The sequence below is a fragment of the Tenacibaculum profundi genome (assembly GCF_057162725.1).
In genome coordinates this window covers 2,674,565-2,689,147 of the sequence record NZ_CM169894.1, presented here as the reverse complement: position 1 = coordinate 2,689,147, position 14,583 = coordinate 2,674,565, and the positions used below count along the sequence as shown (strand labels likewise).

Below are 14,583 nucleotides of genomic sequence, written 5' to 3'. Positions count from 1 at the left end.
AGATGAAATTTTCAAACAAGAAGGTAATCATCACATAGTAGATAGACAAATATATTTAGGTTACCCACCTTGGAAGGGGACATATGCCTCACATGTTACCAAAGCAACTAAGTTATAATAGTGTCAGTTTATACCCGCCTAATTAGTAACCTGCTTGATTAGTAAATATAATGGAAAAATTGTTGTTGCGAACTAACCTAATTTAGTAAGTGTTTACAAGAGGTTAAATAAATTAACACAAAAAAATGGATCAAAATAAATTAGGAATATTTAAGAATAGTAACATTAGAATTTTTCCTTTTAATTATTTAATAATAAAAGAAATACTACTCATAGAAGTAAAATAGTTACTAAATAAGTTATTGTAGTCATAAACATTCAAGTATAATATATTACATCTGGAATGTTAATGTTTTTTTATTATTGAAATAACTCTAAAGGTTTAAATAATTGATTTCACAAATAAACAAGTTTCTTTATTGAAATCCTTCTTATTAATCACTTTTATTTTTAATAAAATTATCTCAAACATTGTATCCTTTTTAAATAAATTAAATTGGTAACATGAATCGAAAAAAAATCTTCTAAAACGAAATTTATCCTTGACAAAAACTTAAATCATATAACTCTCCGTTCTCATTTATTTTAAAATACTGATACCTGTATGTAAAAGTATAATTATTTCCATTGTATGGAACTTTCAGTATTGAACCTAATTAAAATATTACCCCTTCTTTGATTTTAATCTCATCATACATATTGTAAGTTATTGAGTCAGGATTAACAAAAACAATATCCTCATATGATAGACTCCAATACCAACCTTTATTAATCTTAATAGGTATTCCTTCTGACTTACAAACATTAACACCAAATTTCATTGGTCTGCTTGGATACCAATCTGTCCATTTTTATTGGCTCCAAAACTTGAACTTTTAGTTCAAAAATCTCGTTTCATTAATCATTGGAATTACTGGTTATTGTATATTTATAATACTAAAAAAACTCCACACCTTGTCCGATATTTTCTATATCTTCCTTTTGTTTTGATAATTATTTTAGAAAAATCAGTCTCTAAATTATTAGACATAATAACATTCTGTGAAGCGCCTTTATTTCTGATTTTTCAAGATCTATTCTATTTTGAAATTACCTCACGGAAAACAAGAAAATACACATTACTTCATCAGCATTACTCTTCGGATGCAAATAAGATACTTGTTTTTTAAGAGGATTCAATTTTTACTCCGAAATTATATTATATGACTCGAGGTAAAATTTGAAGACTTAATTTTTAATTAAATCAGTTTTTATCAAAAAATTAAACTAAAATAAAAACCTATTCTTAACATTGATTTTCCACACAACACATACAACAAACTAAATCCTTAACGAAATTTCATTAATACCCCCTATTACAAATCATATATAATTTGACTTAATTTGTCGAGATATCTTTCTATTAAACTGGGAATGTTATCACATAAATAATTCAAAACTTCACTCAAAAGAGAAAACTGAAAATAGAATTATTTTTCCTATTAAAATTATACTAAAACCAAATTTTATGAATCATTTTTTTAAAATATCAATACTTAGTTTATTAATATCATGCTCTTCAAATAACATAGAAGACGCTGGTTTAGGTGACTCTATCGGTACTAAAAATAAATCACAACAAGTAAGAAAAGAAGCAAAAAAGAATACAAGAAGGATTTCGGCAGGAAGAAATACAAGAAGAATTATAGCGGGTGAATATGAATTAATAGAAAGTAGCTCAGGATTACATATAAATAAATCAATTAAACTAAGGTTTAGAACTTACGGTCCTATATTGGAATCAGTAAACAGTCCTTATTGCTTTGATTTTAAAGCCTCTTTAAAAAGAATTGATTTAAACCCAACCCGTGTTGGTTCAAAATATATGGGTAATATTGAGTTTCATCGTTTTCTTTTTCCGCCACATATTGACCCAGAAACCTCACAACCTTTAGAATGCAACGAAGCAGAGCAAATTTTCAGAGACTTTATTCCATTCTTAATGATTAAAAAATTTACTTATGACACTAGTAATAAACGATTAACGCTACTTAGCAGAGATAGTAAAACGACACTTTTTATTTTTAATAAAATAGAATAGTTAAACATGTAAAACTCTTATAAAATATATTCCTTACCTTTCAAAAAGGTAGGGAAATATCTTAAAAGTTGAGAATTAAAATTCTTAGGTTAACACCCATAATATATGATAACGGAGTGATATTGACACTGCAATTAAATAATTATGAGACTGTCACCCCACAAACCTCGTTTAAAACTTGGTTTCAAAAAATAAACTCTTTTGTACTGTAATAAATCGCACATCCTTTTAGCACAAAATAGCCTCATTTAAAACTTATCTTCTTAAAAAAAGCAAAATTAATTTTTTTTGTTAGGAATCCTTACTATATTTGCATCAGCAATATTGCTACAAATTAAAAAAATTAATTATTATGAGTAAATCTATCTTTTATCATGCAGGTTGTCCAGTTTGCGTTAGTGCTGAACAAGACATCATCAACTTAATAGGCTTAGATAATGTAGAAATTGTAAATTTAGGTGATACAAAAAACAGAATTGATGAAGCTGAAAAGGCTGGTCTTAAATCAGTTCCTGCTCTTTTAACTCCTAATGGAAATGTACTACACATAAATTTTGGAGCTTCTTTGGAAGATGTTAAAGGAGCATAATTTTTTTTTAAAAAACAAAATAGTTAGTAATCCTAATTAAATAATATGAAACAAATAGCAATCTATTTTATAACTTCCCTATTTACATTAGCTGCTTTTAGTCAGGGGGAAAATGAGGATCCCAATTTTAGTTCGTCACCTGATTTAAAAATAACCAATACATCTGTGACCTACGATAGTCGTCTGGATCAATTGGTGTTTAGTATTGAAACGGAAGGAATAGCAGGTAACACCATTCCGAAGGCATTTGGGAAAATGGATGGAGCCCCTGTATTGGGATATGTTTTTCCAACTAATTTAAAATCGAGTGATGTTGGTTTTAGCGATACTCAAGGTATTGTCGCAATGGCTTTAACTTCACATCCTGATTTTGATGACACTCCTCTGTGGGATGAAAATAATGATCGTAATTATAAAAATGATGGCGTTATCTGGCATCCACACTGGGTTGTTTTAACAGAAGATTCAAATGTTAGTAATAACCTTTTTGTAAAACAGTTTGATCCAGATAATAACAACGTTACCCTACCTCCAACAAATCCTAAAATGCCAATGTATATGGATTCTCCAGGTTTTCCTGTTATAACAAAAGGAAATGTTATAAAAGTAGCAATACCTGCTTACCGAATGAATAATAAAACACAATTTAAATTTGATGCCGTGACAGCATATATGCAGGTTAACACATCAAATTCAAGTTATCCAATGCTTGGAGTATATAAAGTATATTCTATAGCTTCTACCGATTTATCACTTCCATATAGTGTTGTTACTAAATAATTAAAAAAGAATTTAATATGAAATTATCTAAAATTTTAGGTATACTCCTTTTAGCCTTCACCCCCTTACTAAACTCATGCTCTGAGGAAAATGAAACATCTGTAACACCCTCTATAAATCAAAACTTTAATCTTACAAGTGCTACAGCAACTTATAATGATGATTTAGAACAAATAGAAATGACAGTTAGTGTGGCAGGCATAGCGGGTGAAACCATACCAAAACCAATAGGTAAACAAGATGGAGCAACTGTTCTGGGGTATGTTTTTCCGACAGATTTAAATAGTAATGATGTCGGATTTGGAGATACTGAAGGTATTGTAGCCATGGCACTTACATCTCATCCAGACTTTGATGACACTCCTTTATGGGATGAGAATAATGACAGAAATTATAAGAATGATGGAGCTGTATGGCATTCTCATTGGGTTTTATTGGTCAATGATTCTAGAGTAGAAGGAGGGTTGTCTGTAAAGGAATTTAAAGATGGTGATTTGAACGTACAGTTACCTCCTACGAATCCTGGGATGAAAATGTACATGGATTCTCCTGGTTACCAAGTTGTTAAAAACAAAAATTCAATGACAGTAGTTATTCCAAAGGCATTTGTAAATAATAAAACTACCTTTAAATTTGATGCTGTTTCTGCCCGCATGAAGGTTAATACTTCTAAATCAAATCTACCTTTACTAGGGGTATATGAAGTTTATGAAATATTATCAGGAAATTTATCAATGCCTTACCAAGTACAATAACATTGATGGCTTAAGTAAACAAAAAATTACAACTGTTTTTGTCTATTAATTTGACATTTTTATCAGATTATTACACTAATAAATCATACGAATAAATTCGTATGATTTATTTTATTTTTAGAACTTAATTAGCAATAACTAATTACAAATGTCTTTGAATACCTGAATTATTAATGAATGGTAATGGCGTATACCAATTAATTTTACGATCTCTTATATGATGAGGTAGATCTTCTTTAGACCTTAAAAATTCTTCTCTAACTTTATTTGTATTTGCATTGGTATTATTTTTAATATATTCTCTGAGTTTTTCTTTTGCTTTAATTGTAAGATCTGAGTTTAGTTCATGTGTTGTTCCTGCAACACTGTTTAAGAGTAAGACGGGATAATCTGGAGATGTATTTGAAGGAATCATGATTGTTTTTCCTAAGGAATTGACACCTAGCAAGTATGATTTTTTTTCATATTGAGGTACAAAAGCAATTATAAAGTCACGCTCTTTATTGCCTATTGAAGGCTTATAATAAGTGAAATCTGAATTCTTTAAAAAACTTTTATAATAAAGATTTTCTTTTTCAATTCGCTGTTGAGCCTCTAAACTTTCTTTTGAATTTTGCTCTTGTTTCTCTTTATCGAAGATAGCAAGTGCTTTTGAAAAGCTTACCCTATCATTATCTTCGAACTCCTCCAATAATGAAGATTTACCACCTTCTTTAAAAATTTGCTTTGAAAGCCAATTTAATACTTTTATTTGACTGTCTTCTGATATCATTTTCTTTTGAACTGGTCTCATTACCTTACCATTGTCAATCGTATCAACAACATTGTCCTGACACGAAATTACTATTAACGGAATAAAAATTAATATCCACTTATATACTTTCTTCATTTATTTCTTTTGATTAGGTTAAATTTAAATATTTGTTTTACAATAAATGTTTTGCTTTGATATTTACCAAAAAATCTTTTTTATTTAATTTAATATGTATTGTGAGCTAAATTTTATTATTCCACCTGATTAAAAACGCTCATAATTTCTTTATTACGTTCAAGATCAACTATTATATAAATTTATTTTTACTAATTAATCAAGAACTTTATACGGTCAATGAAATCTCTTTCAATCATTAGGAATCCCCTTTTTCGGATAAAAAAAACGATTTTATTCCCTATGCCTTTTCTCACGCCTTATGTGTTACTTACTTCTAATCAATAAAATTATACTGATATTAGCTAATTTCATATTTATTAATGTATTTTCGCCACAAAAATATTGCGATTTCAAAACAAAAACAACAGGGATTAACACCCTATTAACACCCCTAAAACACGCATAAAAACAAACCAAAGGCGAGTATCAAAACTATCCTTTAGCGATAGCAAATAATTATATTTTATATATCAGCATAGTATCAAAAATAATATTATCTAAAACAATTAAAATAAAAATCAGTTTGGTATCTAATAAAGCAAAACACTCTTTAAAAACCCATCAACCTTCAAACTAAACAACTCGTAAAAACCCTATCATAATTACATCAAAATCCCTGATTAAAAAAAACTTTTAATTTGGTTTAATTTGTAGTGATATCTTTTCAGTGAATGGGAATTTTATCAAATGAATAATTAAAAGTTTCATTCAAATACGTGGGCCACAAAAAGGAATTTAACTTAAAACTAGGTCAGTAATAACATTGTTATACAAAGCACTCACTATAGAGCCTTATGTTTTTGCTGATTTAAACTAAAAAACAAATATTTATGAATAATTTTTTTAAAATAACAGTACTAAGTTTATTAATATACTCGTGTTCTTCTAATAGAACTGAAGAAGAAGTCGCTTTAAGCGAATCAGTAAATACAGAAATAAATAAACAACAACTTAAAAAAGAATCAAGAAATAATACAAGACGAATTATAGCTGGTAAATATGAATTAACACAAAGTAGTACAGGTATTCATAGAAACCAATCAATCAAATTAAGATTTAGAACTGACGGACCACTTATAGAATCAGTAAACAGTCCATATTGTTTTGATTTTAATGCTTCATTGAGAAAAATAGATGCAAATCCAACACGAGTTGGGTCAAAATATATGGGCGAAATAGGTTTTTACTCACTTCTTTTATTACAACATGTCGATCAAGAAACTTTTAGACCTATTGAATGTGATGAAGCAGAGCAAATTTTAGAGAACTTTGCTCCATTTTTCTGGAATCCAGATACCGTATTAAATAATGTAGAAGATCCTACTATGATCACAAAGTTTACCTATGATGCAACTTCTGGAAAGTTAACTCTTTTATCAGAAGATAATGAAACTACAAAATTTGTTTTTAGCAAAATAGATTAGTAAATATGAAGACTCTTTCTACTATTATCTGTCTTTCTTTTATTATCATCTTGACAGGAATTTCTTGTTCTCAAGATAAAGAAGATAATTATAATATTGATAATCTTAAAATGGAAGCTAGATCTTCTCATAAATTTACAATAAGAGAAGCTAGAAGGTTAATTTCTGGGAATTATAAAATGGTATGGAGCACAAATAATGTTCATTTAGAACAAGATATTAAATTAAAGTTTAGAGTATCAGGTAACTTTATTGAATCAATTGATGATCCATATTGTTATAAATTCCATGCTGGATTTAGAAAAATAGACAAAGACCCTGTTATTAATGGACCTTTATACAGCGGTACAATTGGTTTTTACAATTTAATTGTAACAAAAACAGGAGATCCTGATGATTTTGGTTGCAGTCAATATTATTCTTTATTTCATAACCTAATACCTTATTTCTACAACTATTATGCTGTTGTTTATGGTAGGAATGACCCACGACTTATTACTAGGTATTCTTACAATAAAAACACCAAAGTACTTGTAATTTCTTCAGAAGATGAAGAAACAACTAAGTTTATTTTTAAAAGAATAGAGTACTAAAAAAGTAATGCCTATCAGTTTATTATGATAGGCATTATTATTTTTTTGCAGAACTACTTGGTTAGTTCTTGAAATAATTTTTCTAAATTTTTATTCTCCTTATTTAAACCAAGAATTTTTAACCCATTATCATGAGCAAAATCAAAAATAACAGGACGCATATCTTTTGTGGTTTCGAACTCTAATATCCAATTATTTTCAATTGTGTTTTTAAACCCGCAAATATTAGGAAGCCTTTTTATAAACTGTTCTTCTAATTTATAATCAAAAGTAACTTCTATAACTTGTTTTTCACCAGATTTAAGTTCTTCTAAGGATTTATCTACCACTAATTTTCCTTTGTTGATAATTATAACCCTATCACAAATCGCTTCAACCTCCTGCATTATATGAGTCGATAATAATACTGTTTTATCTTTACCTAATTCTTTAATTAATTGACGAATTTCTACAAGTTGATTTGGATCCAATCCTGTTGTTGGCTCATCTAAAATTAAAACCTCCGGATTATGTAAAATTGCTGCTGCTAAACCTACACGTTGTCTATACCCCTTTGATAATTGTTTTATTCGCTTATGTACTTCTGGGAGTAACCCGACTTTTTCAATAGTATAATCTATTTTATTTTTCTCTACTTTATGTATGCTTGCATGAAACTGTAGATATTCTCTTATATACATATCCAAATAAAGTGGATTGTGCTCAGGTAAATACCCTATTTTTTTTTGTACTTCAATCGGGTTTTCAACAACATTGATATCACATACAGTTACTAACCCACTACTAGGCTTTACAAAACCTGTTAATATTTTCATTGTTGTAGACTTTCCTGCTCCATTTGGTCCTAAAAAACCGACTATCTCCCCTCTCCTTGCCTCAAAAGAAATAGAATTAACGGCTATTTGTTCGTTATAATTCTTTGTTAACGAAGTAAGCTGTATTGACATAATTTATTTATTTCTATTATAGGAAACGAAAGTATAATCGTATTTATTTTGACCGTCTGCTTCAAAGCGTTTTCGACTTACCTCTTTCCACTGTTTTGCATTAATCTCAGGAAAAAAAACATCGGCGTCAAATGAAGCGTTTATATAGGTAATATCTAACTTATCAACCAAATCATTTTCTAATACTTGCTTGTAAACTTGGGCTCCTCCAATAATAAAGATTTCTTTACCTTTTTCTACAAAACTAATAGCTTCCTTTATGCTATTAGCTATCAAACATCCATCTTTCTTGTAATTTGGATCTCTTGTTACAATAATATTAGTCCTATTTGGCAACGGTTTTCCAATACTTTCAAATGTATTACGCCCCATAATGATCGTATTTCCAGAAGTTAGCTTTTTAAACCTTTTTAAATCTGCTGGAAGATGCCAGATGAGTTCATTCTCTTTCCCTAATTCATTGTTTTTTCCTATGGCTGCAATTACCGTTATCATTTGATAAAAATTGTTTTTTTATTTAATTTCTATAATATTGAATTCAAAATCAATCAATACACAAAAATATAAATCTCTGTAATTTCTGTACAAACCTCTATTGAAAGTTTTTGCATTTCTTATGCCTAAAGTTATATTGGATTAATAACTAAAAAACGTTTATAAAAAATATTTTTTCAGTTATTTACCCCCTTTTCTCTTTTTATTGTTCGTTACTTATATAGCGACTTTTCCTTTGATATGGGGATGCGGATCGTAATCTACCAATTCAAAATCTTCAAAAGTGAATGCTTCTATATCCTTTATTTTCGGATTCATTTTAATCGTCGGAAGTTTTTTAGGCGTTCTTGACAATTGCAATTCTAGTTGCTCCACATGGTTGTTATAAATATGGGCATCTCCGAAGGTATGTACAAATTCTCCTGACGCATAACCACACACCTGAGCAACCATCATCGTTAACAAGGCATACGAAGCAATATTAAACGGCACTCCTAAAAATATATCTGCACTTCTTTGGTACAATTGACAAGATAGTTTACCATCTGCAACATAAAATTGAAAAAAAGCATGGCAGGGTGGTAATGCTGCTTTGCCATTGGCTACATTTTCGCTAAAGGATTTTGAAGTATCTGGTAAAACCGAAGGATTCCAAGCAGAAACTAACATTCTTCTACTATTCGGATTGGTTTTTAGGGTTGCTATTACCTCCTTTAATTGGTCTATCTCATCACTATTCCAATTTCGCCATTGGCGGCCATAAACCGGCCCTAAATCTCCATTTTCATCCGCCCACTCGTTCCAAATACGAACCCCATTCTCTTGTAAATAGTGAATATTAGTATCTCCTTTTATGAACCACAACAATTCGTAAATGATCGATTTTAAATGTAGTTTTTTGGTGGTAACCATAGGGAAACCTTTTTCCAAATCAAAACGCATTTGGTATCCAAAAACACTTTTCGTTCCAGTACCTGTTCGGTCCCCTTTTTCATTTCCACTTTCTAAAACGTGCTTTACTAAATCTAAATATTGTTTCATTTCTCTCGTAATTCTTACAACTAAATATAATCTGTAAAAATAAAAAAGCTTTGACATTTAATGCGAAAGCTTTTCAACTTTCTATTCATAAGTTATTAACGAAAATAGCGTCTTATATTTTTATCCTTGCCACTATTTCTTCCTTGTCTTTTCGAGTTAATCGAATTACGCTAGCCTCTTTACTAGCATTCTTTTTCCCTTGGTTTGTATATATGGTAACTTTAAGGAATGTCGGGGTTTCGAGCTTCTGCTTTCTATCTCCAAAATAGTTGATTTTGATATAATAAAATCCTTTTTGTGCCTTTTTTAGATGAAAACACTCTGACCCAAACCCTTCGGTTCCATCTTTGGATAATACGCCGCCTTGTTTTGTTGTTGGTTTAGCGTAATAACACTCTTCTCTATTAGGGTCGATGATATGTAAATCAATCTCGGTATCGTTGTGATTCCAATCGATTACCACTCTTACATCATAACCTATTTTATCTGTGCGAAACTCTTTTGGAATTATAGTGAGATCCAAATCCTCTTTGTATGCTGCATAGAGTAATTTTATCTCCTTTTTAGCTATGGCTTCCATCCCTTTAAAAACTCTTGCTTGGGGATGCTCTTTGTATATTTTTCCTGAGATAATGTCCCAAAAAACAGTATATACCTTTTGGCAAAGCCCCATATTTTGATAGGCCAATGCCTTTAGTTCTTGGTAGCTATCTGGATATAACTCGGCCATATTAGATAAGATTCTAGCAACATATTTTTCTGCCTTAAATTTCGAGTAAAAGAAGCTTGACACATCCAAATAATAGTGTGGTAGCTCTTTATAGCTCTCTCTTTGTCTGAGGTAGAACAGATACGCATTTCCTTTATCTTTAAAAAACTCTAGCGCATATATATAAGGTGTTTGCACCTCTCTTTTCTCTACTTGTAAAGTTTCTTTATGCTTGGGCACATTGTTGTGTTGCCTAGTGATTCCATTATTTCTAGATGTAGGCCTAACTGGATTCGCATTTACCATAGTTTCGCCATCTACCGAAATAGTGATCGGTAGGGTATACGACACTTCCACAAGCCTTCCTCTTTGTTTTCCATTTATCTCCAAGGTCAAACGCGCTATTTCTTGCCCTTCGCCAAGAGGAAATCGCAATTCTCCTTCCATTACCCTTTGCTTAGCATTGTAAAAAGTCATATCGTAATGTGTTAATCGCCCTATTACCCGTTGACGGTATGGATATGTAAGGAAGATAATGCCAATTGTTTTTGACTTTGAACCGCTGTAATCAAAAAGAGGAGTAGTACGCTAAGTATATTTTTCATAGGATATTTTTACATAAGCGGAAACAAAATCCATACCCAAAAAAAGCACCAACAAAATCGTTGGTGCTTTTTATATTTTTTAAATCATTGTCTATCCAATAATCATTCCTGCAATAGTAGCTGACATTAAAGAAGCAATCGTCCCTCCAATAAGTGCTTTTATACCAAACTCAGATAACGTTTTTCGTTGACCTGGAGCCAATGAGCCTATACCGCCTATCTGAATACCAATAGAAGCAAAGTTTGCAAAACCACAAAGCATATAGGTTGCCATTATTACCGATTTATTGAAAGTGAAATGAGTTACGTTAGAAACATCTTTTAATTCAGCTAATTGAATATAACCAACAAATTCACTAGCTGCAAGTTTTATTCCGAGCAACTGTCCCATAAGTGCCATATCCTCGCTAGCCACTCCAATTAACCACATCAAAGGGGCAAAAATGTACCCTAAAATAAACTCTAATTTTAAAGAATCATATGGTGTTGAACTTGCTATAAACTCATTTAGCGAAGTAAATTTCCAATTAAAATATGCTATTCCATCAAAACTACCTATCCCACCAAGAATACCATTGATCATTGCAATAAACGCAACAAAAACAAGTAACATAGCGCCAACGTTCATTGCTAATTGTAATCCCTCAGTAGTACCATTCGCAATAGCATCTAAAATATTTGACCCAATTTTCTCTTGAGAAACCTGCACATCAGTATTAACTTTTTCATTTTGAGGATATAAAATCTTAGATATAATAATAGCGCCCGGAGCGGCCATTACTGAAGCTGCTAATAAATGTTTTGCATACATCAGTTTTAACGCTTCGTCATTTCCTCCTAAAAACCCAATATATGCAGCTAAAACTGCCCCTGCAACAGTAGCCATCCCTCCTATCATAACAAGAAGCATTTCTGATTTATTCATTTTCTCAAGATATGCTTTAATAAGTAGAGGGGCCTCTGTTTGACCTAAAAATATGTTTCCTGCAACAGATAAACTTTCTGCTCCAGAAATTTTAAGAACTTTACTTAACGACCACGCCATAATTTTAACTACTTTCTGAATAACCCCCAAATAAAATAGTAAAGAAGTTAATGCTGAGAAAAAAATAATGGTTGGCAACACTTGAAAAGCAAAAATGAATCCGAAAGTATCCATATCGGAAATCAGCCCTTTAAATAAAAACTCACTTCCTGATTGCGTGAATTCTAAAATCTTAACAAAACCTTTACCTATAAAATCGAAAACCGACTGCACTAATGGGATTTTCAACACCCCAATAGCTATTAATATTTGAAAAGCCAATCCAATACTTACTGTTTTCCAATCAATAGCTTTTCTATTAGAACTTAAAACAAAAGCTAATAGAAGAAGAACAAACATTCCAATACTTCCTCTTAAAATGCTTTTAATAGAAAACCCTTGACTAGGAATAATCTCTTCCTTCTTCATCTCTAATGGGTTAGTTCCAAAAGAACCATCACTAGATAAAGCTTGATTCGTTTGTGTTTTATAAAATTTGTATAGTATATTTTTTTCTGATAATACTAAAGAAGTGTCGGACAATTCTATAATATTGTAATATCGTACTGTATCCTTTGGATAGGAGTAATTGAAAATCAGCAAATTATTCTGACGTATGTATGTTCCAACAGATTTTAGACTATCCTTTGACGCTAAAGTGTATTTAAAGTTTCTCTCTGATAACTCGAAGGTATCATTTTTACTAACAGATACAATTTCCTTTCCGTCTATATTTTGTATTGAAGAAAACCTCCATGTTTTCTGAATGCTTTGTGCTGTTAAAGCAAAAGAAACACAAAGCATTAAAAAAGTTAATACTTTTTTCATTCTTATTAAATTTTTAATAATTTAAGATCGCTTACTTATCTCATCACGAATTTTTGCCGCAAGTTCATAGTCTTCATTAACAACAGCATCATTTAACTGATTGTGCAGTTCATTAATAGACATATCTGAAAAAGTATTTTCATCAGTATCTAAAGCTAATTCAAACTCATCATCTCCTTCTTCTATAATATCGGAAAGGTCCTCATCAATTTTTAAATAAATACCTGCTTTATCTAAAATATTTTCGTAAGTAAAAATAGGTGCCTGAAAACGAACAGCGAGTGCAATGGCATCAGATGTCCTTGTATCAATAACCTCTTCTTCTCCATCTCTCTCACATAGTAAACTTGAGAAAAACACACCATCTACCAATTTATGGATGATTACTTGCTTTATTTTTATATTATATCGATCTGCAAATGTTTTAAAAAGATCATGTGTTAGCGGCCTTGGAGGTTTAATCTCCTTTTCAAGCGCTATTGCAATTGACTGTGCCTCGAAAGCACCTATAATAATTGGTAATGTTCGTTTACCTTCGACTTCACTCAATACTAAAGCGTATGCACCGCTTTGAGTTTGACTGTAGGAAATTCCTTTAATAGTTAGTTTTATAAGACCCATTTATCATCAACAAAAATAAAAAAGACTGTCTAACTTAGGCTTTGTTAAAGTTGTAGACAGCCTTTTATAAGTGGGCACAATTTAATAAAATTATGCGTTCTTTACTATTTTCTTGAAAAGAATATTACTACTAAATCTTAACTTTCTTTAAAAGCTCTTAGTTTTTCTATTAATTCAGGTACAACATCAAATGCATCTCCTACGATTCCATAGTCTGCCGACTTAAAGAAAGGCGCCTCTGCATCCGTGTTAATTACAACCTTAACTTTGGAAGCGTTTACTCCTGCCAAATGTTGAATAGCTCCTGAAATACCAATTGCTATATATAGGTTTGATGCCACAGGCTTACCTGTTTGCCCAACATGCTCACTATGGGGTCTCCACCCTAAATCTGAAACAGGCTTTGAACAAGCCGTAGCTGCACCAAGTACATCAGCTAATTCTTCAACCATCCCCCAATTCTCAGGCCCTTTTAACCCTCTACCACCAGACACAACAACATCTGCATCTGCAATCGTAACTTTTCCAGTAGCTTTATCAACAGATTCTGATTTAACTGTTAATTCAGTTAACGACGCCTCAAAGCTCTCAACATTACCATTTACTTGATTTTCAAATACACCAAAAGAATTTTTAGCTAACCCAATTACCTTTTTTTCTGTAGAAATAATAGTATTATTGAATCCTTTATTTGAAAAGGCCTTTCTTTTTACAACAAATGAATCAGTACTTTCAGGCAAAGCAACAACATTAGAAGCATAACCAGCCTCCAATATAACAGAAACCAAAGGAGCTACCGTCAATCCATCAATACTAGAGTCAATTATCACTAAATTTGACGACTTTGACTCAGCAACCTGAGCTATAACAGATGCGTAAGCTTTTGCATTGAATGAAGATAAGTCGTTTTTAACCTCTACAACATTCGTCGCTCCGTACACAAATAATTCTGAAGCATCTCCACCATTAATTGTTAATGTTACTAAATCAGTACCTAACTGTTCAGCTACTTTTTTCCCGTATGAAACAACTTCGAAAGCTGTTTTTTTAAATTTTCCTTCCGATGAATCGGCAAAAACTAATACAGACATAATTTTATAT

At 31.0% G+C, this 14,583-nt stretch carries 15 protein-coding genes; 6 read left to right on the top strand and 9 right to left on the bottom strand.

Features of this window, described 5'->3' with window-relative positions; all coding sequences use genetic code 11:
* Positions 1–716: 716 nt before the first annotated feature.
* The gene (locus AC2GW8_RS10940) at positions 717–881 is read right to left on the bottom strand and encodes a hypothetical protein (protein WP_440879911.1); all 165 of its coding nucleotides are present in this window, start codon (positions 879–881) and stop codon (positions 717–719) included.
* A gap of 686 nt (positions 882–1,567) precedes the next feature.
* Between AC2GW8_RS10940 and AC2GW8_RS10935 the strand changes: the two genes are divergently transcribed.
* The 4 genes from AC2GW8_RS10935 to AC2GW8_RS10920 all read left to right on the top strand — a co-directional run bounded on the left by AC2GW8_RS10935 (position 1,568) and on the right by AC2GW8_RS10920 (position 4,264).
* Positions 1,568–2,140, top strand: a complete 573-nt coding sequence (locus tag AC2GW8_RS10935) for a hypothetical protein (RefSeq protein ID WP_440879910.1) — start codon at positions 1,568–1,570, stop codon at positions 2,138–2,140.
* A 352-nt stretch (positions 2,141–2,492) separates the two neighbouring features.
* The gene (locus AC2GW8_RS10930; protein WP_440879909.1) at positions 2,493–2,729 is read left to right on the top strand and encodes a thioredoxin domain-containing protein; all 237 of its coding nucleotides are present in this window, start codon (positions 2,493–2,495) and stop codon (positions 2,727–2,729) included.
* Between the two features lie 45 nt (positions 2,730–2,774).
* Complete coding sequence (locus AC2GW8_RS10925; RefSeq protein ID WP_440879908.1) at positions 2,775–3,509, top strand: hypothetical protein; 735 nt, start codon at positions 2,775–2,777, stop codon at positions 3,507–3,509.
* 17 nt (positions 3,510–3,526) lie between these two features.
* Positions 3,527–4,264, top strand: a complete 738-nt coding sequence (locus tag AC2GW8_RS10920; protein WP_440879907.1) for a hypothetical protein — start codon at positions 3,527–3,529, stop codon at positions 4,262–4,264.
* Positions 4,265–4,406: 142 nt separating this feature from the next.
* On the opposite strand, the gene AC2GW8_RS10915 is transcribed toward AC2GW8_RS10920, so the two are convergent.
* On the bottom strand, positions 4,407–5,153 hold the full coding sequence (locus AC2GW8_RS10915; protein WP_440879906.1) for a hypothetical protein: 747 nt from the start codon (positions 5,151–5,153) through the stop codon (positions 4,407–4,409).
* A gap of 872 nt (positions 5,154–6,025) precedes the next feature.
* On the opposite strand from AC2GW8_RS10915, the gene AC2GW8_RS10910 reads away from it, so the two are divergent.
* Entirely contained in the window at positions 6,026–6,619 is a 594-nt protein-coding gene (locus AC2GW8_RS10910) for a hypothetical protein (RefSeq protein WP_440879905.1), read from the top strand.
* A 5-nt stretch (positions 6,620–6,624) separates the two neighbouring features.
* Positions 6,625–7,212, top strand: a complete 588-nt coding sequence (locus tag AC2GW8_RS10905) for a hypothetical protein (RefSeq protein WP_440879904.1) — start codon at positions 6,625–6,627, stop codon at positions 7,210–7,212.
* A 53-nt stretch (positions 7,213–7,265) separates the two neighbouring features.
* Here the strand turns inward: AC2GW8_RS10905 and gldA are convergent, their stop codons facing one another.
* The 7 genes from gldA to AC2GW8_RS10870 form a co-directional block, all read right to left on the bottom strand.
* Positions 7,266–8,159, bottom strand: a complete 894-nt coding sequence (gldA, locus tag AC2GW8_RS10900; RefSeq protein ID WP_440879903.1) for a gliding motility-associated ABC transporter ATP-binding subunit GldA — start codon at positions 8,157–8,159, stop codon at positions 7,266–7,268.
* 3 nt (positions 8,160–8,162) lie between these two features.
* Positions 8,163–8,654: a dihydrofolate reductase gene (locus AC2GW8_RS10895; protein ID WP_440879902.1), complete on the bottom strand. Its 492-nt coding sequence runs from the start codon at positions 8,652–8,654 to the stop codon at positions 8,163–8,165.
* 216 nt (positions 8,655–8,870) lie between these two features.
* Positions 8,871–9,695 (bottom strand): thymidylate synthase, encoded by an 825-nt coding sequence (locus AC2GW8_RS10890; protein WP_440879901.1) that lies wholly within the window; start codon positions 9,693–9,695, stop codon positions 8,871–8,873.
* 112 nt (positions 9,696–9,807) lie between these two features.
* On the bottom strand, positions 9,808–10,881 hold the full coding sequence (locus tag AC2GW8_RS10885; RefSeq protein WP_440879900.1) for a YfaP family protein: 1,074 nt from the start codon (positions 10,879–10,881) through the stop codon (positions 9,808–9,810).
* Between the two features lie 219 nt (positions 10,882–11,100).
* Positions 11,101–12,861, bottom strand: a complete 1,761-nt coding sequence (locus tag AC2GW8_RS10880) for a nucleoside transporter C-terminal domain-containing protein (protein ID WP_440879899.1) — start codon at positions 12,859–12,861, stop codon at positions 11,101–11,103.
* A 21-nt stretch (positions 12,862–12,882) separates the two neighbouring features.
* Positions 12,883–13,482 carry a bifunctional nuclease family protein gene (locus tag AC2GW8_RS10875; RefSeq protein WP_440879898.1) on the bottom strand — a complete coding sequence of 200 codons (600 nt, stop codon included), beginning with the start codon at positions 13,480–13,482 and terminating at the stop codon, positions 12,883–12,885.
* A gap of 137 nt (positions 13,483–13,619) precedes the next feature.
* On the bottom strand, positions 13,620–14,573 hold the full coding sequence (locus AC2GW8_RS10870) for an electron transfer flavoprotein subunit alpha/FixB family protein (RefSeq protein ID WP_440879897.1): 954 nt from the start codon (positions 14,571–14,573) through the stop codon (positions 13,620–13,622).
* Between the last annotated feature and the right edge of the window lie 10 nt (positions 14,574–14,583).

Bases quoted from the DNA above. Each gene is read 5' to 3' on its own strand.
- AC2GW8_RS10940 (WP_440879911.1), bottom strand. From the start codon at position 881: ATGAAATTTGGTGTTAATGTTTGTAAGTCAGAAGGAATACCTATTAAG.
- AC2GW8_RS10935 (WP_440879910.1), top strand. From the start codon at position 1,568: ATGAATCATTTTTTTAAAATATCAATACTTAGTTTATTAATATCATGC.
- AC2GW8_RS10930 (WP_440879909.1), top strand. From the start codon at position 2,493: ATGAGTAAATCTATCTTTTATCATGCAGGTTGTCCAGTTTGCGTTAGT.
- AC2GW8_RS10925 (WP_440879908.1), top strand. From the start codon at position 2,775: ATGAAACAAATAGCAATCTATTTTATAACTTCCCTATTTACATTAGCT.
- AC2GW8_RS10920 (WP_440879907.1), top strand. From the start codon at position 3,527: ATGAAATTATCTAAAATTTTAGGTATACTCCTTTTAGCCTTCACCCCC.
- AC2GW8_RS10915 (WP_440879906.1), bottom strand. From the start codon at position 5,153: ATGAAGAAAGTATATAAGTGGATATTAATTTTTATTCCGTTAATAGTA.
- AC2GW8_RS10910 (WP_440879905.1), top strand. From the start codon at position 6,026: ATGAATAATTTTTTTAAAATAACAGTACTAAGTTTATTAATATACTCG.
- AC2GW8_RS10905 (WP_440879904.1), top strand. From the start codon at position 6,625: ATGAAGACTCTTTCTACTATTATCTGTCTTTCTTTTATTATCATCTTG.
- gldA (WP_440879903.1), bottom strand. From the start codon at position 8,159: ATGTCAATACAGCTTACTTCGTTAACAAAGAATTATAACGAACAAATA.
- AC2GW8_RS10895 (WP_440879902.1), bottom strand. From the start codon at position 8,654: ATGATAACGGTAATTGCAGCCATAGGAAAAAACAATGAATTAGGGAAA.
- AC2GW8_RS10890 (WP_440879901.1), bottom strand. From the start codon at position 9,695: ATGAAACAATATTTAGATTTAGTAAAGCACGTTTTAGAAAGTGGAAAT.
- AC2GW8_RS10885 (WP_440879900.1), bottom strand. From the start codon at position 10,881: ATGACTTTTTACAATGCTAAGCAAAGGGTAATGGAAGGAGAATTGCGA.
- AC2GW8_RS10880 (WP_440879899.1), bottom strand. From the start codon at position 12,861: ATGAAAAAAGTATTAACTTTTTTAATGCTTTGTGTTTCTTTTGCTTTA.
- AC2GW8_RS10875 (WP_440879898.1), bottom strand. From the start codon at position 13,482: ATGGGTCTTATAAAACTAACTATTAAAGGAATTTCCTACAGTCAAACT.
- AC2GW8_RS10870 (WP_440879897.1), bottom strand. From the start codon at position 14,573: ATGTCTGTATTAGTTTTTGCCGATTCATCGGAAGGAAAATTTAAAAAA.